Genomic DNA, 24905 nt, shown 5'->3' with positions numbered 1-24905 from the left:
ATAAGAAAGTACAATCTTTGTCTTGCTATTTGACTTGTGACATGATGGAAGTTAAGGACTTTTTTTTCATTCATGGTTTGATAATCTCATCGTCTTTTATTACGTTAAAATCAGACATTTTTACTTATTATTAAAAAATTGTTTTAGCATCATATTAAAATATTTGAATCGGTACTCATGTGTAGTTGGCGGCATATATGAAGCATCTCCAGTTGTTTCTAGCTCTAGGTTGATTTTCTGGAAATAATCCAATTCATTTGGATTTATTATATTGAGCATTTCATTATAATTTTCGCCGTTCACTTGCTCAAACCTGTTTCCTGTTTCTATATGTATTCCTTCAGCATTAGGCATACTAACATTGAATCTATCTCTTGCACGATCCGAATGACCTCCCTTGGTAAAATTAATACTAACTTTATCCGTTTTTACCGATATAAATGGAGCAAAAAAACCAGGAAGTATGTTTCCTGTACTCAATTGAACCTCAGCTTTATTTATGGTTTCTGCAATTTCCAAATTCTGTATATTTCCTGGTCCAGAAACAGGATCTCTAACATCAAGTTTCGTTTTGTTAGTTTTGGAAAAATAGTTTGCTAAATCAATAGCTGAAATCCCTCCTCTGCTATAACCGACAACGTTCAACTCTGTAGAATTATCCATTGAGCCTTTTTTTGTTAGTTCTTCCAAATGTTCTTTTATTTGTTTATAGTTTTCATTCATTCCTCCTGACCCGCGTCCACTTAATATTCCCTTAGTTTTCGCGAATATATTAAATATAAAATGATTTTTTTCATGCCCTTGAATCCTATTTTTCTCTACTGTGGTACCTGGTCCGGGAACTAAAATATTTAGAGTCTTATCCTTTTCATAAGATGTAAAATGCGTCGAATTTGACTTTTTATTACCCAGTTCTTTTTTATCTAAATTAAATGATTCTTCGGCTGTACGATTCGTACCTGCGTAGAAAACATTTACAGTTTTATATTTACAGTACCCGTTTATATCTAAAAATTGTGTTGGATTTCCCCCCACAAACGCATACAAATTCAACCCATCAACAGTCCCCGCCGGATCGCAACTCATCCACCGCCCCAACCAAGGGGCATAATACCGCGCACCGTAGTAATACAGTCCCGTCGCTGCATCCCGTTCCTTCCCCGAATAGCGGTAGTGCTTCAACTTCACCTCGGCTAAACTTTTCCCCGCCACAAATGCTGTCCCCCCATAGGGAAAATACTCCTCATAACTAATCAGTTGCCCCTCAGCATCCACCTCCATCGTTGCCGAACCTAAATGGTTGTCGAGTTGGTAGCGTACTTGAGGATTTTTCACCCCTTGGGGCGGTTCTCCTTGCGCCCATCGGTTGCGAATGGCGATACAGGTTGTGTTATCCATCACCCGCAGGCAATGGCGTTCCTCAGTGACAGTTTCCCCTCGTCTGGTTTGGCGAATTTCTACCCCACCTAAATAAATCGTCTCGTCGATGTGGGCAACCTTCGCACCGTTGCCGTAGCGTTCCGTCACTTTGCGAACGCGACTGCCACTGCTGTCATAAACGTAATATTCCGCATCGCTGTCAGCGCCTTCCCGTTTGATGATGGTCACGCTGGCAATATTGTTGCGATAATTCCACTGCACTTGCTCAATGCCTTGCATTTTGATTTGATTGCCATTCCCATCAAAAAATTTGTCAATATCGCTGGCAGTGGCATTAGTTTGGGACTTATTCCCGTTCAGCAGTTCGCTATCTACAGCACGGTTGGAAGTGTCGGAAACAGCTAAATTGCGAGCCCGAGAGGTTTTTCCGTGGTGTTGTATTTGGTACAGGTTCCCCGCTTTGCCGTAAGTATAGCGACGGATGTAGTTTTCTACCGCTTCGGCATTATTCAAAGACTGTTTCTTTAACAGAACCAATCTCGCTTCGTCGGGTACGTCGCTATGCTGTTCCGACAAAGCAGGATGTTCTCGTCCAGTTGCTTCCACCAAACGATAGAGGGCATCGTAAGTGTACTTACACACTGGATCGACTTTTTGGTTGTTGTTGAAGACGGTTTCCCAGGCATTATCGGCAATTTGGGTGATGTTGCCAACCGCATCGTAAGTGTAATTCAAGTCTTGCAGGAGTTCATTTTCCCGCTTTGTCAAAATCCGCGTCAGCCGCAATGTGGTACGCTCGTACTCATAACTTGTCGTCACCCCATTCCCGTAAACAATCTGAGTGCGCTGCCCTTTGGAATTGTAGTCAATGCTGTTAACGTAAGTTGTCGGTTGGGTTTCTCTTGCGTGAGTGACTTGCAGTTGGGCGAGAGTGCCAGACAGATAATAGGTCGGATGGTGAATGTTACCATCAGTATCAATTTCTTCGATCGCGCGCCCGCTCGCATCATACTTAGTTTCAGTTTTGTAAACCGTTGCCTGTAAAAGCTGGTTAGGATTTTGGACAGACCAATTTACCTCTTGTTTGTAATCTTGCCGCAGTTGTCGCCCAGTAACTAGAGGCTGTCCGTTAATATTGTATGCCTCAACTTGCACCAGTCCCGCCGAGTCGTAGTGCTGATAAACTTGTCCCCGCAGGTTGCGATTTTTAGCATCCGCAACGCCTTCACCGTAAACGATGCCATCGACTACATTATCGAGGGAAATTGCACCATCTCCACCTTTTACCCGCACTTTCACAGGACGGTGCAAAGCATCGTATTCCGTTGTCACCTCAAAGTTACGGGAATCCTTGACATAAATAGGATTGCCCATAACGTTGTGCAGCGTCCAATGAGTTCCGGCATCAGTGCTAACCGTTTTGAGGGCTGTTTGCGTCAGATCGTAAATGGTTTGGAAGTTTTTGATGCCTTTTTCTGCCAAACGCGGATCGGCACTAGAAAGTTGATTGCCGATAATATCTAATTCGTAATGGGTGACAAGTTGCGTACTGTCTTCAAGTTGCTGCACCTCTCGCACCATCTGCCCCAAATTATCTAAATTTTTAATATCGGGCGTGTTGTAAAATCGGGCGGCTTTTTCTAAAGCTTGGCGTTCGACCGATGAAAGATCGGGGTTATTGATATACTCTTTGTAGTAACGCGAATCTTGAATCGTGTCGTTTTCGTCGTAGTGCTTCTCTTCCCAAGGGGTAAACTCCACTTTAGTAAAAAAGCCTTTGGGCGTATCGACTCGGACAACTCGTTGCAAGGGATCGTAGTGCAACACTGACGATACACCAAATCGATTCAGCGTGGGATTATCTATATACTTCCAAGTATCGATATAGTAGGGTTCGTATTCTTGGACAGGGTTGCCTTTGTTGTTGTAAACTTTGCCCCCAGAACTCAACCAGCGCGTACTCGTTTCTCGTTCTTCTACACTTCCATCCGAGTTAACCGCAAATGCTTTTCCAGGTTCAACCCTCATCTTGGTTTGCAGTTCCCGTCCAAACCCATCGCTATAGGTGATGTGAATTTGCACTCGCGCATCTGTGGCGTAATTTTCTGCCAATAAATTAACAGCGTGAACTGGGATGCGGTTATTTTTCCAGGCAAACAAGTCGTAATAAAAATAACTAGCAGTTCCTTGCAAGTAAGTTTGAGGATTGGCGATCGCAGTTTCCATCTCGAATGCTGGTAAAGTGCGATCGCGCCGCATCTCGGAACCAGAATCGCTCAATTGTGCAAACCCAACTCGCTGCCCATTTTCGGTTCCGTAGTGGGAGGATAAAACCACCATTCCCAGTGCATCAAACTTGACTTCGGAGATATTGTCGTTCGGATCGCGGATTTTTTCGGGTTGCAGGGTTTGGTAGTCGATCGCTTCAACCACAGTTTCATTACCGATCGCATCCATAACCTTGACAACTAACAGATGATATGGATCGTATTCAACTTTAGTTTCGCTGCCAAACGGATCGGTTGTCGTGACGGGTAAATAAAAGCGATCGCTTCCTAAATACGATTGAGTCAATCCCGGATTCCACCAGTAACCACTATCAAATTTATATTTTCCTTGGTTCAGATAATCGTCTAATTTTAACTTGTCCAACACGCCAGAAAATGCCACCTCAATTTGTTGCTGCGAAATCACAGCTACTTCGCTGCGAGCCAGTAAAGCTTTAGAAGTTACTTGTCCTGAAGGTAAAATATTTTGGAGCGATTCATCCCAATATAAATGTCGTTCCCAACCCAGCAGCTTAGCATTCGTTTCACTTAAGTTTTCTGGTTTGATAAAGTTAGCGATCGCCTCAAAATAAAAATAGTCTTTTCCTTGCGGTAACGAAATATTTTTAATTTCGTAAGTTTTACTTTCTGCGGGAATTCCTAACAACCAAATGTCGTTTTCAGCACAATTAATCAAACGGGTTTCCGTGCAAGTCGCCTTCAAGCCTGTTTGTTCCAGAAGTCCCTCTCCAGTCACCTGTCGCCGTCCATACGCGATCGCGCAGTCCCGCAGAACATGACCAAATTCATCTATTTCGATAGTAAAATTATGGGCCATGCGCGGGTCTTGGGGATTGCGTTCGTAATCGTAAGACAGCGTTTCCCGTTCCCAAACATAAAAAATCGCGTGTTGATTTTCCCCTTGAGCTTGCAACAGCTTGATATTATAACTAGCCTCGCTGACGCTGTAAGGATTTTCGGCTAATTCTGAACCGTCAAGTCCGTAAACTTCCGATCGCAAAACCGCGCCTTTTAACGCCGCGTGCGCTTGCCGAATTTCTTCATCACTGGGCGTTGTTCCCCACTCGAATTTCTGCTCTGACAATCGACAAGCGCGATCGTCTCCTCGAAAATACTCTTCTTCGTACTGCTGGCAAAAAGTAGCTGCTTGCTGCTGCCATGCTCCTGTATGATACCAAGTTTTTGTCAGTACAGGTGGCAAATCGCTGGGTTTCGCCTCGTCGGTTGATAAAGTTTCCGCATCTTGTCTTTCCACTCTGCCAAAACCGCGAAACTCTCGCTCTATGCGATCGTAATATCCGTGATGGTAGGTATAGGAACTAACAAGCCTCGTATTAGAAATTTTATCAATACTTTCTACCTTTTCGACTACATGAACCGGAAACGGTAGCTTCGTCACCCAAGGCCTTCTGTTATGCTTGTCTTGCAGGTAAAACTTAGTCGAACTAGCGTAAGTAATTTTCGATATAGCTCCCAAATTGTTGTCAACTTTGTTCAATAAATAAGGCTTCTGTTTCGCGCAAAAATCGTAACACCAGTGACGGGGCTGGGGATGGTTTTCGCTAAAAACTAAACAAGTCGTGCCGTTGCCTAAAATATCAGCAAAGTTAATTTGATTTAAGTTATCCCATTTGCTGGGTAAACCAATGCTTCGGGGTTCGCTGAAGGAATTACCACTTTGGTTAAACCAAATCTGGATGCGATCGCTGCTAACATAAGCAATATCTGCGGTTCCCGAACCGTCAATATCCACTAAAAACAGTCGGGAAGCATCCATTCTCTCATCAAACCGAGGCGCATTTGCCAACTGAATCTTTTTGCCAAACCGCCCATATCCCAAATTAGGCCAGCATTCAACCGAACCATTAGTAATTCGGACAAGGTGCTGTTTCCCCGTGCCAAAGATGTCAGCAAAGTGCAGCGATTCTTCTACAGCACCTTGTTTGAGCGTGGGAACGTCGTTTTCCTGGTTATGTATTAGGGGTGTGCCAAAACCTTTTTCCCCTTGATTCGGATAAATCCGCAGGCGATCACGTTCCACCAACAGGATATCCATCAATCCATCCCCAGTCACATCCACCATCTGGTTATCTGGGTTGTGAAAATCTGTAGGAAACCCTGCAAAAGGTTGAAAATTCTGCCAAGTGTCCTTATCGGGATCGTACTGATAATAACCGCTAGCCCCTGACGTGCTGACAACTAAAGCCATGCGCCCGTCACCTGTCAGATCCATTAACATCCGATCGGCATCTTGCAAATGGCGTTCAATAGGGAAGTTCTGTAATTGTTTGGGTGGGGCATATTTTACTCCCCCTGTCGTGCCATTTCCGCTGCCTTCTGGTTGCCAATAAAGTGTAGTCGTCCCGTCACTATAGAGAACTCCCGGAATCCCTTCTCCATATAAATCGACGGACATATAATCTGGAGGCAGGTTCAAACCAGGCAACTCTCGATCTTTTCCAGGCAACAGCGGCTCAAAGTTGTGTCCGACCGGCGCAAAGGCACTATAGTCAAACTTTACAGGGGGTAAACTCTTAGTTTCATACTTTCCTTGCTCGTAGCGATACCCGATTGACTCCACTGCGTTCAACAATGTTACTGTTGGAGTTTCTTGATAGTGGAATTGCGTAGCATGGACGAGAATAGGGCTGTTACCAAGTTCCGGTTCAGGTTCAAAACGATGAAACATCAAGATGTTTCGACACAGCCTGTGGGTGCGGATTTCAAAACCTGCATGGTAAGTCGAAAACGAATCTTGGCGATTTTCCCACGGTAGAACAGGAGTATATGGCGCTGAATTAGTTGAGTCAATATTGTACTGGCCGTAGTCAAAGACAACTTCAAAATGCCAGTTTACTTGGGTAACATCTTGACCCTCGAATAAGGAGCGATCGCTTCCATATTTGATGCGTTCGATGTATTTATTAGCCGTTTGCGTATGGTTCGCTTCCCAACTATCATTAGTAGCGTTATTAATATTTTCTGACTTGTATTGATAAATAATAGAATTTCCCTTCGCATCAAACGTTTCTTCTAATAGCCATTGAAAAACGCGATTTGAATTATCTGGATCGCAGATTCTTGCCTTGTTTGTTTTGCCAAAAATGCTGATTACATTATCTTGACTGACCGTCCGCCAATAAAAATCCTTCGTCTGCTGGTTAGTCCAGCGTTCAATTTTGGCAAACAATCCTTCGACTCGCGGACAATAACAAATAACTGTATAGTTGATATTTTCAAGAGTTACGGTGCGCTGTTCTCCAAAAATTGGCACTAAATCTTCAGCATTGGAGAGAAGAAAAGTATCCGTCTCATCATATTTAGGAATCGCTTTTGAAGTTTTGCGCGAAATATTGGGAATAGCCAAACTAAACCCCAAACCAAAAATCCCGTTTCCCGAACCGGAACTATATTCGATACTCAACTGCGGTTCAAAACCCCGGCAAGGTGTTGTAGGAATAGGAATAGACAGTGCTGACGTTCCAGTAAACTCGTTAGCCTGAAACGTTTCTCCAATCCCCAGAATTGCTCCGCCGCCTTTAGGTAAAGAAAGTTGAGTTGTGGCTATCTGGCTATTTTTCATAACACCCTAATAATCGCGTAAAATTGACGAGCTATTTAATACAGCAACGATAAAGATAATTGAGGGTACTGCTGCTTTGGCCGCTAAAAAACTGAACCGATATCTAAAGCGCGATCGCAGCCTTCTGAAAGGATAGATGCGTCAACATTCAATCTCACATTCTCAACCTGGGAATAATGCAATACGTGCTGACAGCAGTAACACTTGTTCTCGCCTGGTTGGGAAATTACTAACTATCCTTTTTTTGCCATGCACAATTTACTTCTTTATATAGATGACTGTCAAGGGGGTCTTAGCCCTTTTTTTATTATTTATATTAAGAAAATGTACAGCCTGTAAAAATTTAATACTTATTCGCAAACAATGCTGTCAGAGACGAATGAGCGATCGCTTACTACAGAAAGTAAGAACGCCAGATCCAGAATTCGGGGTGCATTTAAGTGGTGACAGAGGTACGATCGCTTTAGGCCCCCAACGGCTGCACGCTACAGGTCGGTTTTTGCAAACTCGCTCAACAAGCGATCGCCCTCCCGACGGCCCGCACCCCAACTGTTTAGCTAAACGGGTATCCCCAAATATTGCCCTATTGATGGAATAGTTTTTTGAGAGTCTCACATAAATGAGGCTGTGGGGACTCAGCCGTTGCAACCGGCACGACTGAAGCGTCCTTCATCTTCGCTGATCGCATAAGTGGCGATCACAACCATCACCAGCAGAAAATGGTGAAGCTATGACGCCGACTGAGAATCAACACCGATACACTCACGGCTTTCCCCAAGCCCTAAATCGCATCGGGCAATTCGCGTTCCACAAAGCGCAAGCGAGGATAGCGGTAAGCGGCAACTGTCACCAGTATGGCGATAATTTCCATAGTAATAAATAGGAGGCCAATGCCTCGACCCGGCCCTACACCAATAACTTGTCCAACACTTCCTGCTAATAACCCGTCAGCCGCCATGAGAGGTTCAAAGATGCGCTCGGCTAGGGGGCCTGCCACAACATAAGCAAGAGGGATGCACGAGAAACAAATCATCTGAATAGTAGCAAAAACCCGACCTTGAATATCTGGAGCCACTTTTCGGAGTAAAATGGTATTGCAACAACCATTGACGATTGGCAGGCTGAAGAAAAAGAGGAAGTTAGCCAGGGAAAAAAGCGCCGCATCAGTGCGTAAACCCAAGGACAAAATGCACAAATGACACAAAAAATCAAAAACAAATACGCCACGAATTAAAGGTCTGGGTCCTCCCCAAATACTCATAGCCAGACTACCCAACAGCATCCCGGCACCGCCTAAAGATTGAATAGTTCCGAGTACGGTAACTGAAGTGAATGTTAGGACTAAGGGTGTGAGCAAAACTTCAACAACTCCATAAACAAAGTTATCTATCGCGAATAAAAGCAGTAGCATTAATAGCCCTGGACGAACGGCAATGTAAGTCCATCCACAATTTACTTCGTCCCAAAATGAACTTTTTTTGTCTTCGTAATCCGCACCCTTTTTAGCATTAGGAAAACGAACAAATAACAGAGTGGTAAGGGCAAAGAGGAACGTCACGAAGTCAATTAGAACGATGCCCTGAATCTGAATAACTCCTAGTAAGACTCCTGCCAGAAGGGGCGAGAATAGTTGAGCGCACGCTTGCCCTGACTGAACCATACCGCTGGCGCGAGGTAACTGTTCTTTCGGTACCAATAAAGCGGTGGAAGCAGTGTAGGCGGGTAGCTGAAAGGCTTTGAAGACGGAACTAAGACCAACAGCAAGGTAGATGTGCCAAAGTTGAAGGCTACCAGTAGCGAGTAATAAAGCTACTGCCACTGTGGTTACACCAGCGCCCGAGTCCGATAGAATCATGCACCATCGCCGGTTCCATCGGTCAACCATTGCTCCAGCAATCGGGGAAATTAAGACAGTGGGTAGCAGACCAAATAGCAAGATTAGCGAAAATTGGGTGACTGAACCCGTGCGCTGGTACACCCACACTCCCAATGCGAAGTTAGTCAGACCCGACCCAATTAGGGATATGAGTTGTCCGAACCAGACTATAAGGAAAACGCGCATTGCAACTATAAAAAGTCGGAGATTTTTAAGCCTAAGCATGAGGTCGAATTTCTGTCTGTTATTGAGCGGCTAGTTCTGAGTGACTTCTTTCTCTAGCCTAACTAAAAATTCCCATGAAAAAATATCTGGGTCGTCAATGCCTTCATACTCTTTGAGCGCATTGATTAAAATATCTGAATCACCGAAATAAATCTCAAAGCTCAACCGTTTGAATCCTACTTCTTTGAAAATTCGATTCAAACGCAACGGCGTATAATGTATCTGTCCGTTTTTTCCGTTGGGCGGGTAAGAAGCACTCTCAGGTATATTAATTACACCGCTAGTTATCCAGTGAGCTTTATCTGGATACAAATGAGCAATTTCTAATAGAAAAAAAACGGTTGGAAAAAATCCGTAAAGCTTTCCGCCCGGTTTGAGAACCTTAAAGAACTCTTTTAGCATTTCGCGATTTAATTCATCTTCAAGAGAAAGAACTGAATTAACAATTAAGATGTAATCAAACTTATTTTTCCAAGCGGGCTTCTGTTCAGTAATTTTAGTGGAGTCTATACACTCAAAATGTAAAGGTGAATTGTTGAGCCTGTCATTTGAATCAGATTGCTGCCATTTCGTCTGGGCTTTTTCGATTGCTAGTGGTGATAAATCTGTACAATAAACCTGTCCAATATGAGGGCAAAAATTGAGTAATGTCTCCTGAAGATAAATTTTAGAGCCACAACCTGGAATCAGAACTTGGATTTCAGGTGAATCAGGAATATTATAGCCAGTGAACTGACTAGAAGGATGGATAAGAGTTTTGCAAATTGCCGGATCTTGCGTTACACTGAAAACGTTTTTTGAATAATCTTTGTGGTCTTCATCCCAATCTTCTCGCTCTTGGTCAATAGATGGCGAGGTACGGCGAGATGGAATAAGCCATTTATAATTATTTTGGTTCATAATTGAGTTTACCTCTAAGATAATTAAGGGACATTAACCAGGTATTTAGCACTTTACTCAAAATTTGGTTTGCTAAGTACCGAAAAACATTTGTCTTCAGAAGCCTTAAATAAATCAACCTGAGTTTCTGGGGAATCAACAAGCTTCTGTAAAATTTCCAGATAGTCACTAAACATTAGCTCAATGGTTTGCTGACTAAAACCAATTTTGCTGTAAAAAATACCCATTTCAATCGCACTAGAATCCTCTCCTCTAAAGTTAATGTAAAGTTCGATAGGGAAATGCTGTTTCTCCCAAAGTTCGCTTTCTATGGGAATTGAGATGTTTTTCCACTCGATCTCTTGATTTTCCAAAACGACTGGCGGAGCCATACTAACGCTGACAGTACGAAGCGCTCCTATGGGGCTGATTTCCTTAACAGCTTTGATGACTCTTTGGAAGGGAATTTCCTGATGAGCAATTGCTTCTGTAACAGTTTGGTTAACCTGCTCTAAAAGCATAAGTGCCGTTTGAGAATGGTCAACTCGGGAGCGTATAAGCACGTCATTGATAAAGCAACCCAGCATTTTTTCAAGAGTAGGGGTTAACCGATTAGCAGTTCTTGCTAAGATCAGGATATCACTGTTTCCGCAAATTTTGTACAAGAGTAGATTTAGGGCTGCAATTAGAATGGCGAAGATGGTTACTCCTCTGGAACGGCTTAAGGCTTTGATTGATGCCACAAGAGTTTCGGGCAGAACTAGGGAATAAAAAGATGCGCGTTGGCTATCGGGACTTACCTGTGGCTGTCCTACAGGTAGAAGATTCAGTGATGCTGGAATGTTGGCTAATTTTTGTAACCAATAATCAAGTTGCTTTTGTAGTACATCTTCGGTTAACCACTGTCGTTCCCAAAGGGTAAAGTCTGCGTACTGCAATGACACTTCACTTAAGGGAGAAGGCAAACCGTTTGAGAAAGCATTGTAAATCGTTTCTATCTCTTGTAAGAAGATTCCATAAGACCAACCATCTGTGATGATATGGTGCATCGTTATTAACAGCCAATGCTCCTGTGGATTAAGCCGTAGCAAGGTGGCCTTGATTAAGGGTTCACAGGCTAAATCAAACTGATACTGAAAATCCTGTGTGGTAAGTTTTTCTGCTTCAGCTTTTCGCTGATAGGGTGGTATATTTTGTAAATTTACTATCCTTAATGAAATGGTCAAAGATGAAGAAATCACCTGGATGGGTCGTTCATCTATCACAGTAAAGTTAGTTCGCAGAATTTCATAACGACGGATAATTTCATTGATGCTCTTTTCCAATACTTCCGGATAAATATTTCCCCTCAAACATAAGGCAATGGGACTATTGTAAGCACAACTGCCGGGATATAACTGCTGAAAATTCCATACATACTGTTGTGCAAAAGAAATTGGTATGTAGGTTTTCGGTGCGGATAAAGAACGGGGTAGAACATCAACTGCTTTACTGTTAGAAGATTTTTCATGCAAACTACTGGAATGTGCAGTGTCTATTGCCTTGCTTAGAGAAGCAATTGTGGGGGCTTCAAATAAGTGGCGTAGGGGAAGTTCAATCGCAAAAGATTGCCGGATGCGAGAGATAATCTGGGTTGCCAGCAGGGAGTGCCCCCCCAATTCAAAGAAATTATCATTCATGCCGACCCTTTTTAATCCCAGAGCTTCAGCCCAGATAGCAGCCAATTTTGCTTCAGTCGGAGTGCGAGAGGCAACAAATTTATCTTCCTGTTCGTTGTGGAAGCTATCTGGTGCGGGTAGGGCGCGACGGTCTATTTTGCCATTGGGTGTCAGCGGCAGTGCTTTCATCAGTACAAAGGCCTTCGGTATCATACAGTCGGGCAGTTTTTGTTTCAAGTAATTGCGTAGGTTGCGAGTCACAGTGCGCTGCAAAATTTTCCACAACTCTTGAACATCCAACTGATAGTCTACGCTTCGATGGATTTGATCCTGTTCATTCGGTGTAAGCTGAAAGCGAATTCCGGCCTCTGGTGGATGCGACCAAACCACTGTCCCAGAAAGCCAGCGCGGTTCGTCTTCTCCAGGTAGTTGCAAGTGCAGGCGGACGCTGGTATCTTCATTAAGAATTGGCACTCCCACCAGACCGAGGCCGCCGATGGAGATATCCTGTGTCTCAATTTTGAGAACGTTACCGTCTAGTTCTAGTTCGCATTTACTGTGATAAGGGATGCGATCTGGGATGAGGTTGGAGACCATATAAGCCACAAGACGCTTGTTTCCAGGTGTATCTTCTCGGTCAATGACTGCCACTTCCCGCACATTCGGATGTTCTGCGAGTACCGCTTCAATTTCTCCCAACTCGATACGAAAACCTCTAATTTTTACTTGATTATCGATGCGACCAAGAAAGTCGATGTTACCATCGGGTAGATAACGGGCTAAGTCCCCTGTTTTGTAAAGGCGCGAACCCGGTTCATTACTAAAGGGGTTGGGAATAAATTTCTTATCAGTCAGATCGGAACGGTTGAGGTAGCCTCGGGCTAAACCAACACCGCCGATATGAAGTTCTCCCGGAACGCCTATCGGTACGGGTTGGTTTTTAGTGTCGAGAATATAGATTTTTGTGTTAGCGATGGGACGCCCGATGGTCGGCTTCTGACTTCTGTCACAAAGAGCAAGGGTGGCGCAAACGGTGGTTTCTGTTGGCCCGTAAGCATTGAAAAACTGACGCCCTGTTGCCCAACGTGCCACGAGGTCAGGAGGACAGGCTTCTCCCCCAACAACGATGGTTCCCAATCCCGGAAGCTCTTCAAACGGAAGCACGCTGAGAACAGACACTGGCAGTTCAACGTGGGTAATAGCTTTATCCCGCAACACTTCAATCAAACCAGATCCAGGCAAAATAGAATCCTTGGTTGCTAGATATAGAGTTGCACCAGAAGTAAGCGCAATCACCACATCTGAAGTTGCCACATCGAAGCTAAAAGAGGCAAACTGGAGGACGCGACTGTTTGGCTGTACGTCAAATAGCTGGATCTCTGCGGTGGCTAAGTTACAGAGTCCCTGGTGCGCCAATAAGACGCCCTTCGGTTTTCCTGTAGACCCGGACGTATAGATAACGTAAGCCAGGTTATCCGGGGTGACAATGGTGCTGGGGTTTTCCGTGTTATGAAAGACAATTTCTTGCCACTGAGAGTCCAAACAAATGATCCTTGCAGAGTGTGGAGGCAGGTTCTCAACCAGTTTCTTTTGAGTGAGCAGCACCGATACAGAGGAGTCCTCCAGCATGAAAGCCAACCGCTCTTGAGGATACGTGGGGTCGAGCGGAACGTAAGCACCACCGGCTTTGAGAACGCCTAATATTCCGACAATCATCTCAAAGGAACGCTCCACACACAGCCCAACCGATACTTCTGGTTTCACTCCCAAGCTTTGCAGGTAATGTCCCAACTGGTTGGCTTTTGTATTCAGTTCTCGATAGGTGAGTTGCTCGCCCTCAAACAAGACTGCCACAGCGTCGGGTGTCCGCTCCACCTGCTCCTCAAATAACTGATGGATGCACTTATCCTGGGGATACTCAGCCCAAGTGTTGTTCCACTCCACTAATAATTGGTGGCGCTCGGCTGGTGTCAGCAACGGCAATGCAGAAATGGGCTGTGTGGGATTGGCGGCGATTCCTTCTAGCAAGGTCTGCAAATATCCCGCCATCCGAGCAATTGTGGCTTCATCCAATAGGTCAGTATTATATTCCCACACGCCTATCAATCCAGAAGAGGTATTCTCCATTGATAAGCCCAAGTCAAATTTCGCCGTACCCATTTCCACTGGATAAGGACTTATAGTTAACTCAGGCAGTTTTACAGCAGGTACTAAAGCGTCGTCTAGGGAAAACATCACCTGAAATAGGGGCGTATAGCTTAAGTCTCGTATAGGTTGTAATGCCTCTACTAGCTGCTCAAAGGGCAAGTCTTGATGCGCGTAGGATTGAAGCGCCACTTCCCTGACTCGGCAGAGTAAGCCCTCGAAAGTTGGATTTCCACTGAGGTCGGTACGCAGCACTAAAGTATTGACAAAAAAGCCAATTAGCCCTTCAATTTCCTGTCGATTCCGACCCGCTACGGGCGTACCGACTACGATATCATCTTGCCCGGATAAGCGGTAGAGCAATGTCTGAAACGCCGCCAAAAGTGTCATAAACAACGTAACTCCGGCTCGTTTACTCAAGGCGGTAAGTTCTGCGCTCAATTCCAGGGGAAGAACTGCATGGTGATATCCTCCCCGAAAGGTTTGAACTGCCGGTCTAGGTCTGTCTGTCGGCAATTCTGATAAAGCCGGGGCATTTGAAAGTTGTTCCTTCCAGTAGCGAAGCTGGGTTTCGAGTATTTCTCCCGTTAACCACTGCCGCTGCCAAACCGCAAAATCGGCATATTGTACTGGCAACGAGGGTAAATTTGCAGGCTTAAAAGTGTAAAAGCCTTTGTAAAGTTCTGTGAGTTCCTTGAGCAATACACTCAGCGACCACCCATCAGAAATAATGTGGTGTATGGTGAACAGCAAGACGTATTCGATTTGGTCTAGCTGTAGCAAAGTAACTCGGAATAAAGGCTCTCGCTCCAGGTTAAAAGGTCGATTCGCTTCTTCATTTACGCATCGTTGTACCTCAATTTCTCGCTTAGTTTCAGACAGGTGCAACAGGTTTACCACTTGTACCTGATAATTGAGACTTGAGGCAATAACTTGAACGGGTTGACCTTCTATAGTCGCAAAGTGGGTGCGTAAAGCTTCATGTCGCTGAATAATTTCGTTGATGCTGCTTTCTAAAGCGGCTATATTAAGCTGACCACTCAGACGTAACGCCAGGGGGATGTTGTAAAAGGAACTATTGGGCTGCAACTGGTCAAGGAACCATAGTCCCCGTTGGGCAAAGGAAAGAGGAAAGGTATTTTGTTCTGTTCTGGATATTGGCGCGATCGCCGTAGTAGTGGTTTGAATATTGGCTTGTTGCAAAAAGGAGATTATCTCCGCTTTCCTTCTGCTCATCTCTGACTTCAGTTCAGCGGTGATAGCACCTTGAGGTGCGTTGCACCGCAGGCGATCGCCTTCGAGAACCAGGTTAATATCCAGCTTGCGTAGATAATTTACGAACTCAACTATATCCATTACAGTTCAAATTCCTCTCGTTCATTACTTGTATTAATATTTTCGATGTTTTCGCTTGTCCAAAGCGTGGCATCAATGTAGCTAGAAAGGCTGGCTACCGTTGGCAACTCAAACAACTTAGACAGAGGGAGATGCAGCCCTAAACTAGAATTCAATTGAGAAACGACTTGAGTGGCGAGTAACGAATGCCCGCCTAATTCAAAAAAATTATCGTTGACACTGGCTTGCTCTACTCCCAAAACCTTTTTCCAGATAGATGCTACTAATTCTTCTGTTGGAGTCTGAGGAGCTACAAACTCTGCTTTTTCAATCAAACTTTTGAGGTCTGGTGCTGGCAATGATTTGCGGTCTACTTTGCCATTCGGTGTCACTGGCAGGCACTCCAAAATTACAAAAGCACTAGGCATCATATAGTCTGGTAGTTGCTCTTTCAAAAAATGGCGCAGCTCGCCTACAGTGGGTGCTGGCTCCTGAAGAGGGACAATATAAGCCACTAAGCTCTTTTGACCCGGAATGCCTTCTCGAAGCGTAACAGCGACTTGGAGCAAGCTTGGATGTTGACTGAGTGCTGCTTCGATTTCTCCGAGTTCGATACGAAAACCGCGCACCTTTACTTGGTCATCTATTCGACCTAAGTATTCAATATTACCATCGGGCAGATAGCGAACCTGATCTCCAGTTTTATAAAGGCGTTCAGTGGGAGAGTCATTAAAGGGGTTACGAATGAACCGCTCAGTGGTCAACTTAGGACGATTGAGATACCCCCGTGCCAAACCAGCACCACCAATGTGCAGTTCTCCATGAACGCCAATCGGTACAGGCTGTCCGTTCCCATCTAAGATGTAGGTACAGGCATTCCCAAGAGGACGACCGATGGGCAGATCCCTCAATGCCGTGTCGTCTGCTGATAACTCGTATATCGTAGCTCCTATAGTCGCTTCTGTTGGGCCGTAATTATTCAATAGATGTACTTGTTGTCCTACACATTCAAACCAGGTTTTCAGTCGTTCTGGCAGTGCTTTTTCTCCCCCAAGAATAACCAAACGTAATGAAGGGGGTAGTGCAAGGGTTTTTTGGCTCAAGAAAGCGGTCAATTCATGCCAGTAGGCTGTTGGCAAAGCCATTACAGTGATTTTCCAATTCTGGCACTTCTGCAAAAATCCCTCAAAAGAGTCCAGCATGGTATCGGTACGCAATACAAGCGTTGCACCAGAAGTCAGGCTAGTATAAATTTCTTCGGCACTGACATCAAAACTAATTGAGGAGAATTGTAAAATGCGATCTGCACTTCGCAGCAGCGCTTCGCTATCGCACTTCTGTATTCTATATTCAACACTCGCAACCGTTGTGTAGTTGACTAGCGATTCATGTTGGATTAAAACGCCTTTAGGTTTTCCTGTAGACCCTGATGTGTAGATAACATAAGCCAAGTTTTCTGGCTTCACTAAACTAAAAGGGTTTTCTTTGGGGTAAGAAGCAATTTCTTTCGAGTCTGAATCTAAGCAGATAACACGCGCTGAGAGTGCAGGAAGTTTCTCGACTAGCCTCTCTTGAGTCAGCAGCACTGGAACCGACGAATCTTCTAGCATGAAAGCCAAGCGCTCAGACGGATAGTTCGGGTCTAGCGGAACATAAGCACCGCCAGCTTTGAGGATGCCCAACAAACCAATTATCATTTCCAGAGAGCGCTCTACACAAATCCCTACCAGCACTTCTGGCCCCACGCCCAGCGATCGCAGATAATTTGCCAGTTGATTGGCTTTTACATTCAACTCTCGATAGGTGAGTTGTTTTTCTTCAAACACGACTGCTACGGCATCGGGTGTCCGTTCCACCTGCTCTTCAAACAACTGATGGATGCACTTCTCTTGGGGATAGTCTTTAGCGGTGTTGTTCCACTCTACTAATAGCTGCTGTCGCTCTCCTGGTGTGAGTAGAGGCAATTCTGAAATCGCTTGTTTGGAATTGGCGACGATTCCTTCCAACAAGGTCTGGAAATGTTCCGCCATCCGCACGATGGTAGTCTCATCAAAAAGATCCGAGTTGTATTCCCATTCTGCTACCAATCCATCAGCCGTATTCTCCATTGATAGGGTCAAATCAAACTTGGCTGTGACGCTTTCCACAGAATACGAGCTTACCGCTAAATCAAGCAGTTCTATAGAAGGTACTCCTGCGTCGTCAAGAGCAAACATCACCTGGAATAGAGGCGTATAACTTAAGTCTCGTGTTGGTTGTAATACCTCTACCAACTGCTCGAATGGCAGGTCTTGATGCGTGTAACCTTGCAGCGCGACTTCCCGAACTCGATCGAGTAACTGCTCAAAACTGGGATTGCCGCCGAGGTCAGTACGCAGCACTAAGGTGTTGACAAAAAAGCCGATTAGCCCTTCAAGTTCCCGTCGGTTGCGACCAGCTACAGGCGTCCCTACTACGATGTCATCTTGCCCTGAGTATCGGTAGAGCAATGTCACAAACGCTGCAAAAAGCGTCATAAACAGAGTGACTCCCGCTTGCTTACTCAACGTGGCAAGTTCCGCACTCAATTCTTTGGAAAAGGCTGCATAGTAATATCCTCCCCGGAAGGTTTGAACAGCCGGTCGCGCTCGGTCTGTGGGCAATTCTAATAAATTCGGAGCGTTCTTGAGTTGTTCCTTCCAGTAGTGAAGTTGGGTTTCTAGTATTTCTCCAGTTAGCCACTGTCGTTGCCAAACCGCAAAGTCGGCATATTGTACTGGTAACTCTGGTAAAACAGGAGGCTTTCCTGTACAGAAAGCTTGGTAAAGTTCTGTTAGTTCCCGCACGAATACGCCCAACGACCAACCATCAGAAATTATGTGGTGCATGGTGAGCAGCAAGAGGTACTCTGTTTCACCTAGCTGTAGCACCTCCCCTCGGAGTAAAGGCTCTTGCTCCAGGTTAAAAGGTCGATTCGCTTCAACCGTAGCCAATCGTTTCGCTTCAATTTCTCGTTGGCTCTCAGAGAGGTGCAACAAGTTCACAACTTCTAGTTGAAAACTAAGAGTTGAGGCGATAACTTGAACGGGTTGACCTTCTACTGTCGCAAAGTTGGCGCGTAAGGCTTCATGCCGCCGGATAATTTCATTGATGCTACTCTGTAGCGCCGCTATATTGAGCTGACCGAAAAGACGTAACGTAAGCGGGATGTTGTAGAATGCACTGTCTGGCTGTAATTGATCGAGGAACCACAACCTCGTTTGAGCGAAAGATAATGGGATGGACTCTGACCTGGAAATTGGTAGAAGAGGCAGAGCTTCTACAGATTTTCCGTTTTTGAGCGCTATCTCAACCCGCGAAGCGAATTCGACAATCGTGGGAGCTTCAAACAAACTGCGTAATGGTAATTCGATGGATATCGTGTCGCGCACTCTTGAAATTACTTGAGTAGCTAATAAAGAATGTCCGCCCAGTTCAAAGAAATTGTCGTGAATGCCCACCGAGTCAATTGAGAGGATATTCCCCCAAATGCTGGCTAACATTTCCTCAATCGGAGTGCGAGGAGCGACAAAAAACTCTTCCAGTTCGTTCCGCTTTTCGGGGGTTCTTAGGGCGCGACGGTCTACTTTTCTATTGGGAGTCAGGGGTAGTGACTCCAGCACAACAAAAGCACTGGGCATCATGTAATCAGGCAATTGCTCTTTTAGGAAGCGGCGCAGATCGCTTATTGATAGTGCTGATTGTTGATGAGGGACAACATAAGCCACTAATTGCTTGCCATCCGTAATATTTTCGCTGGCAATGACTACAGTTTCTCTGACATGGGGATGCTGGCTGAGTACCGCTTCAATTTCGCCTAATTCAATGCGGAACCCGCGTATTTTTACTTGGTTGTCAATCCGACCGAGGTATTCGATGTTGCCGTCCGGGAGATAACGAGCTAAGTCGCCAGTTTTGTAGAGGCGCGAACCGAGTTCATTACTAAAAGGGTTAAGGATGAATCTCTCATCAGTCAAATCGGGACGGTTGAGATAACCTTTTGCGAGTCCCACACCCGCAATGTGAAGTTCTCCGGGAACACCAATGGGAACGGGTTGATTGTGAGGGTCGAGAATATAGGTTTGGGTGTTAGCGATGGGATGCCCGATGGTTGGCTTCTGACTTCCATCCCTGCAAAGGGCAACGGTGGCGCAGACGGTGGTTTCTGTTGGCCCGTAAGCATTGAAAAATTGACGGCCTGATGCCCAACGTGCCACGAGGTCAGGAGGACAGGCTTCTCCGGCGACGATAATTGTCTGCAATGCTGGAAACTCTTTGGGAGGCAGTACCGCCAAAACTGACGGGGGTAGGGTAACAGTGGTGATGGCCTCCTCGCGCAGCAGCCCAATCAAAGCAGGCCCTGGCATTAAAGAGTCCCGCTTTGCTAATACCAGGGTTGCTCCCGATATCAAAGCCATGACAACTTCCGAAACCGAGGCATCAAAGCTAAACGAGGCAAACTGAAGAATTCGACTGTCTGAGTGTACGCCGAATAGCTGAATCTGTGCTGTGGCTAGATTGCACAGCCCAAGGTGTGCCAATAACACGCCTTTAGGTTTTCCTGTAGAGCCTGAAGTGTAGATAACGTAAGCCAGGTTATCCGGCGTTACTGTGCTGCTGGGGTTCTCTGAACTGTGGAAAGCACTTTTTTCTATGTCACCATCGACACAGACAACACGCGCTGAGGAGGGAGGAAGCAATTCAACCAGTTGCGTCTGGGTAAGCAACACAGACACAGAAGTGTCTTCTAGCATGAAGCCCAAGCGTTCTTGTGGATAATTGGGGTCAAGTGGCACATAAGCACCGCCAGCTTTGAGGATGCCCAGAATTCCCACAACCGTGTCAAAGGAAGGCTTTACACAGATGCCCACCAATACTTCTGGCCCTACGCCCAAACCTTGCAGGTAGTGCGCCAACTGATTTGCCTTTGCATTCAATTCACGATAGGTGAGTTGTTCTCCTTCAAAAACCACGGCCACCGCGTCGGGTGATCGCTCAACCTGCGCCTCAAATAACTGATGGATACACTTATCCTGCGGATACTCAGCTTCTGTGTTATTCCACTCGACTAATAGCTGGTGGCATTCCCTTTCTGTCAGCAAGGACAATTCAGAAATCGACTGCTGAAGATGGCCTGCGATTCCATCTAAATTAGTGATAAGGCTTTCTACAAAAGTTTCAAATTGATGCAACATCCTTTCAATGCTGCTCTCATCAAATATCTCCGGATCATAGCTCCAACAGCATTCTTTTCCATCTTCTAGAATCACTATTGTTAAAGCGTTACTCTGCTGTTTTTCACGCTCAACCAAGTTTTTTACTTGCTCTACGATTACTGGAAAAAGTTGTGGGCTCTGCCCAGAGAGCGTTTTTTTCAGATCTGGATACCTGACTGCAATATCACGAGGATAAGTCTGGTGCCGTTTCGTTAACTCTACTTGCTCCTGCACAGCAGCGAAAACTGCTTGAAAATTCTGGTCTAAGTTGATGTCTATACGGCAGGGGATATAGGAAGCCAAAAAATTCTCTATGCCGTTTAATTGGCGTGGCAAGTTTATAGTTCTAAATCCTATATCAAAACAGCCGACTCCCCCAAGACGAGCCAAATATGCGACGATTACAGCCAACACAAAGTTGCCCCGGTTCCATTCTGGGTGACACTCTTCCAGAAAAGTTATAACATTAGGCGATAAAGGAACGTTCACATCCACATAGCACTTTGCTTTCAATTGCAATGTAGTGGACTTGGCGTAAGGAACATTAATGGGCCGCAATGTCGTTAGCCTATTTACCCAAAAAAGCTCGTGTTTGCAAATTTCGCTATCAAACGTCTCAATATCCTTCGCTAGTTCTGTAGCGATGTCTTTAAACTGATACCCTTTATGTAATCCAAATTGGGCTACCAATTCAGAAATTGATAAGTTTTGACCCTCGACGGTTAATACCTGATGCAGCGCTATATCATAACTAGCTGTACAAACTTTAATAAAAGTAGGCTCAATGACTGTGATGGTTCCTGGAGGAAATTCTGAGAGCGAGTCAAGAACTTCAAGTTTGGATACTATAATTAATTCATTTTCGAGCGAAAATTTCGCGGTACCAAGTGGATTACGGTAGGAGCCAAAGTCTAAAGCCCGAACAAAGGCATCTATCTCCAAAGCGCAACGGTTCCAAGAGAAGATAAAACCTGCCTTTGGGGTCTTAGACCGCGAGAAGTAGGTTCGCTCTTCTAAGTTTTGTGTTTTAGGCTTAACTCTCTCTTCAGATAGCTCGTTTATTAACTCATTAAATGAATGAATGGCAGCTTCATAGCACTTAGCATCCAGGGTAAAGGCAGTATCGTTCTGGGCAATCTCGACAGGAAACTGCTTTAAAATATCCCCTTCATCGAATTGATCGGTCATCTGATGCCATGTGACAGCATAGGTTTTCTCTCGATTCATCAAAGCCCCAGATGTAGCGTTTATCCCCGCATATTTTGGCAAAGGAGAATCATGGTAGTTAATAGCTCTTTTGCGGGGAAGATCCAAAATTTCTGATGGTAATTTTAAAGAGTTGACAATGCTAAACAAGTAATCAAAAGAATATTGGCTTAAAAAAGCTTTCCAATCTTCTTGGGGATTTATATAAAGTATGCTATTTCTATTGGCCCATCCACTTATCGCTATATCAGATGAGATGATCCCTAATATGTGATGCCTTTTGCTTAATAAAATTTCACCGCATTGTATTAATAAGCTTGTTCCCCCTACTAGAAAACAAGTAGATTGTTCTTGATGATCATTAATTTTTCTAATCATATAATGCGTTAATGTTATATTTTTTATAGATAGTTACTTGTTTTTCCATATTTTTAGTGTGTAGATCGAGGGTATCTATTAAGTAACCAGGGCTGTATTCAAGTCAATTTTATGTATAAGACTGTAATATCTATGGATGAGTGAATTACGGATGTATCAAAAATGTTGCCTACAACATTTTCGGGAGCCATTTCATAGAGAAACCATCCTGGTGCTGGGCAATGAACTGTCGAGTTAGATTGGACATAGAGTTTTTGACTATAAGTGTTGGACGTAGCTTTGAACGTGGGTGGCCAATGCTGCTGATTGGATTTCCAGAAAGCCTTTAGAGCAGCTTGACAGAATAAAACTCCTCCTCCGCTTCTAATAGCTGTATTAGCTTCTGGCAAAGCATTAGTACAGGCCAACCTCAACCGCTTGGTATCCAACCTCTATCAAAAGAGGTAGTCAGCCTGAGTTCGACAGCACCCTTACACCTGTCGGAAGAAGAATTGACATTCCTCGCTGGTTGTCTTTCTTTAGAATACCCGTTGTTTATGTAGTTGTCACTATTTTTTTGTAAAAGCCGACTTTTCCGACTTTAAAGATCCGACTTTTCCCTAACAGCAAGAGATTTCCTACCAGAATGTATGCAAGCGCATTTCCCAAGCGCGGGCTATTCTGCGAGAGGAGTTGAGGGGATATTTTATCGAGGAGGGGACTGATACGGATAAATCTGTTCCACCGACTGTAACGAAGTCAGTAATTGGGGAAATGTCCGAGGGGAATGCGCCTGTTGAAGCGATCTCTGGCGATACGGTACTTTCAGTTGCGGTGGAGGAAGTGAAGAGTGTTGGAGGTGAGGCAGCGCGGGAGGTAGCGTGTGATGTGGAGCACTCTGAGTCGATGATGATTGCGGTGACTTCTGAGGGGGGGTTATACCAATTCTCTAAATGCCAACTACAGATAACGCCTCCAATATATATTTTCTCCCAGTAATTGAAGCAATTATTTTTAAATCCATCTTTTCGAGTTGCTCAGTAATTAAAATCCGCAACTCCTCTAAGGAGCTTGGTAATTTCCATCTCAACCCTTTTTTAAGATATTGCCACACCTGTTCAATTGGATTTGATTCTGGACAATGTGCTGGTTGAAACATTAAAATAATATTGTTGGGTATTTTCAATTTTTTCTTTTTATGAAATCCCCCATTATCCAACTGAATAATTAAAATACTATCAGCGAATTTCTGGGCTACTAACTCTAAAAATATCTCAAAACACTGACTATTTAGATGGGTAAACTCATAAAAAAAATGTTCTCCAGTTTTGGGTTCTACTACTCCATATATATATGTTGCCTGAAATTTCCATTGTACTTTTCCTATTGGTTTTACACCCCGTGCAGTAATTTTTCTTCCACTAATTGTCTTGAGTCCTATCCGTGTTTCATCTTGATACAAAAATCTCACCTTATCGCCCTTACCCATTGCTGTTATTGCTATCCAACTGAGCATTGCTATATTTTCTAAAAAGTTTTTTTAAAAGCCTCTAATCTTTCTGGCATTTGTTGCTGGCTTTGGGGTCTGGCTATTTTCGGTGACGCTTTAAGTCGATAATGCACTAATTGATGTACAGTTTTATATTTCACTTTTCTGCCTAATCTTTCTTCTAACCATTGGCATATTTCTCCATAACTATTAAACCCTTCAGGCGACTGAAGTTCGTTTTCCAAAGCTTTTTCCAAGCCACCTGGTATTTCTCTGGGGCGTCCGGTACTCACTTTTTTACATAACAATTCAACGAGTCCTCCGTCCCGGTATTTTTTCAGCCAATCTTGAAGGGTAACGCGATTTCTTCCCAGCAGAGAAGCGGCTTCTGTGACGCTTTGAGCTTTTTTGGTTTTCAGTAAGTACAATAGTTGTAATCTTTCTTTTCCAGAACCAGTTTTCTGCTGGCTGAGCAGTTTTTTGAGTTCTTCTTCCGTTTCCGCGATTTCTATTTTGCAAACGCCTGCCATATTTTTGCTCCCACTTTACGGCAGTTAACAGTATAGCATATTTGTAGTTTTATTTTCAAGAATTGGTATTAAAGGTAAAGAGTGATGGTTGTCAGTGTGTTGAGGCAGCGCTGTATGAAAGGCTGCTTGCGCGGATTTTGGCGTTGACACAATTTGATGAAGAAATCGGACGTTGGGGGAATTCCTATTTAATGGTTCAGAGGATGCAACAACCTGACGGGGTGACAAATGTTTTAAAAGCTTTTATGGGCAAGGTATTGAGCCACTTGAGGTAAAAAAAGATAGGTGGTTATCCACAGCCCCTGTGACAGCCATTTTGGTCAAAAAAAGCTCTCTAAGCGCGACTATTGATCCAATGATTAGATTTAGGAGGCATCGCTAACGTAGAAGTTTTTCTTGATGTTATAGGCGGAAAGTCTTACTGTATAACGCTTTGAGGATGGTTGTCATCCCCTCGGATCACCGGCCTTCTTGTCATCACAGGCAGCCAAAGACTTCGCCAACTTTAGCGATCTTCTTGCCACCACCGGCCAACATCGTATCCCACATACCACCAACTTCCCCAACACCTTGAACCTCACCGGAACCCCTGAATTTAATAAAGCCGTGAATGTGCCAGGGGTGAGGGATATTGAGAGGCCAGTGAACCTGCCGGCCTCCTTGGATGTTATGGTGCCGGTGGAATTCGCGATTTGCCAGCAGATGTTGAGGGGCCAGTGA

General features: G+C 44.5%; 9 protein-coding genes. 1 reads left to right on the top strand and 8 read right to left on the bottom strand.

Annotated features, from left to right (window positions below; genetic code table 11):
- Nucleotides 1–120: 120 nt before the first annotated feature.
- The gene (locus NG798_RS23045) at nucleotides 121–7251 is read right to left on the bottom strand and encodes a SpvB/TcaC N-terminal domain-containing protein (protein WP_261226061.1); all 7131 of its coding nucleotides are present in this window, start codon (nucleotides 7249–7251) and stop codon (nucleotides 121–123) included.
- A 379-nt stretch (nucleotides 7252–7630) separates the two neighbouring features.
- Here NG798_RS23045 and NG798_RS23040 point away from each other — a divergent pair, with 379 nt between their 5' ends.
- The gene (locus NG798_RS23040; protein ID WP_261226060.1) at nucleotides 7631–7849 is read left to right on the top strand and encodes a hypothetical protein; all 219 of its coding nucleotides are present in this window, start codon (nucleotides 7631–7633) and stop codon (nucleotides 7847–7849) included.
- Nucleotides 7850–8032: 183 nt separating this feature from the next.
- Here NG798_RS23040 and NG798_RS23035 read toward each other — a convergent pair whose 3' ends face one another.
- From NG798_RS23035 to NG798_RS23005, 7 genes are all read right to left on the bottom strand, one after another.
- Nucleotides 8033–9313 carry an MFS transporter gene (locus NG798_RS23035; protein WP_261226073.1) on the bottom strand — a complete coding sequence of 427 codons (1281 nt, stop codon included), beginning with the start codon at nucleotides 9311–9313 and terminating at the stop codon, nucleotides 8033–8035.
- Nucleotides 9314–9382: 69 nt separating this feature from the next.
- Complete coding sequence (locus NG798_RS23030; RefSeq protein WP_261226059.1) at nucleotides 9383–10252, bottom strand: class I SAM-dependent methyltransferase; 870 nt, start codon at nucleotides 10250–10252, stop codon at nucleotides 9383–9385.
- Between the two features lie 53 nt (nucleotides 10253–10305).
- The gene (locus NG798_RS23025) at nucleotides 10306–15390 is read right to left on the bottom strand and encodes a non-ribosomal peptide synthetase (RefSeq protein ID WP_261226058.1); all 5085 of its coding nucleotides are present in this window, start codon (nucleotides 15388–15390) and stop codon (nucleotides 10306–10308) included.
- A complete protein-coding gene (locus NG798_RS23020) occupies nucleotides 15390–22187 on the bottom strand; it encodes a non-ribosomal peptide synthetase (RefSeq protein WP_261226057.1) in 6798 nt (2265 codons plus the stop codon). The genes NG798_RS23025 and NG798_RS23020 overlap by 1 nt, the downstream gene beginning before the upstream one ends.
- A 928-nt stretch (nucleotides 22188–23115) precedes the next feature.
- Nucleotides 23116–23682: an IS630 family transposase gene (locus NG798_RS23015; protein WP_261226056.1), complete on the bottom strand. Its 567-nt coding sequence runs from the start codon at nucleotides 23680–23682 to the stop codon at nucleotides 23116–23118.
- An 11-nt stretch (nucleotides 23683–23693) separates the two neighbouring features.
- Nucleotides 23694–24185 carry a helix-turn-helix domain-containing protein gene (locus NG798_RS23010; protein ID WP_261226055.1) on the bottom strand — a complete coding sequence of 164 codons (492 nt, stop codon included), beginning with the start codon at nucleotides 24183–24185 and terminating at the stop codon, nucleotides 23694–23696.
- A 477-nt stretch (nucleotides 24186–24662) separates the two neighbouring features.
- Nucleotides 24663–24905, bottom strand: a 243-nt coding sequence (locus NG798_RS23005; RefSeq protein ID WP_261226054.1) for a hypothetical protein, incomplete at its 5' end; no start/stop codon positions are given.

It is taken from the genome of Ancylothrix sp. D3o, from assembly GCF_025370775.1.
Lineage (GTDB): Bacteria > Cyanobacteriota > Cyanobacteriia > Cyanobacteriales > Oscillatoriaceae > Ancylothrix.
This window is presented reverse-complemented; position numbering and strand designations above follow the sequence as displayed.

Bases quoted from the DNA above. Each gene is read 5' to 3' on its own strand.
- NG798_RS23040 (WP_261226060.1), top strand. From the start codon at position 7,631: ATGAGCGATCGCTTACTACAGAAAGTAAGAACGCCAGATCCAGAATTC.
- NG798_RS23025 (WP_261226058.1), bottom strand. From the start codon at position 15,390: ATGGATATAGTTGAGTTCGTAAATTATCTACGCAAGCTGGATATTAAC.
- NG798_RS23020 (WP_261226057.1), bottom strand. From the start codon at position 22,187: ATGATTAGAAAAATTAATGATCATCAAGAACAATCTACTTGTTTTCTA.
- NG798_RS23015 (WP_261226056.1), bottom strand. From the start codon at position 23,682: ATGCTCAGTTGGATAGCAATAACAGCAATGGGTAAGGGCGATAAGGTG.
- NG798_RS23010 (WP_261226055.1), bottom strand. From the start codon at position 24,185: ATGGCAGGCGTTTGCAAAATAGAAATCGCGGAAACGGAAGAAGAACTC.
- NG798_RS23035 (WP_261226073.1), bottom strand. From the start codon at position 9,313: ATGCGCGTTTTCCTTATAGTCTGGTTCGGACAACTCATATCCCTAATT.
- NG798_RS23045 (WP_261226061.1), bottom strand. From the start codon at position 7,251: ATGAAAAATAGCCAGATAGCCACAACTCAACTTTCTTTACCTAAAGGC.
- NG798_RS23030 (WP_261226059.1), bottom strand. From the start codon at position 10,252: ATGAACCAAAATAATTATAAATGGCTTATTCCATCTCGCCGTACCTCG.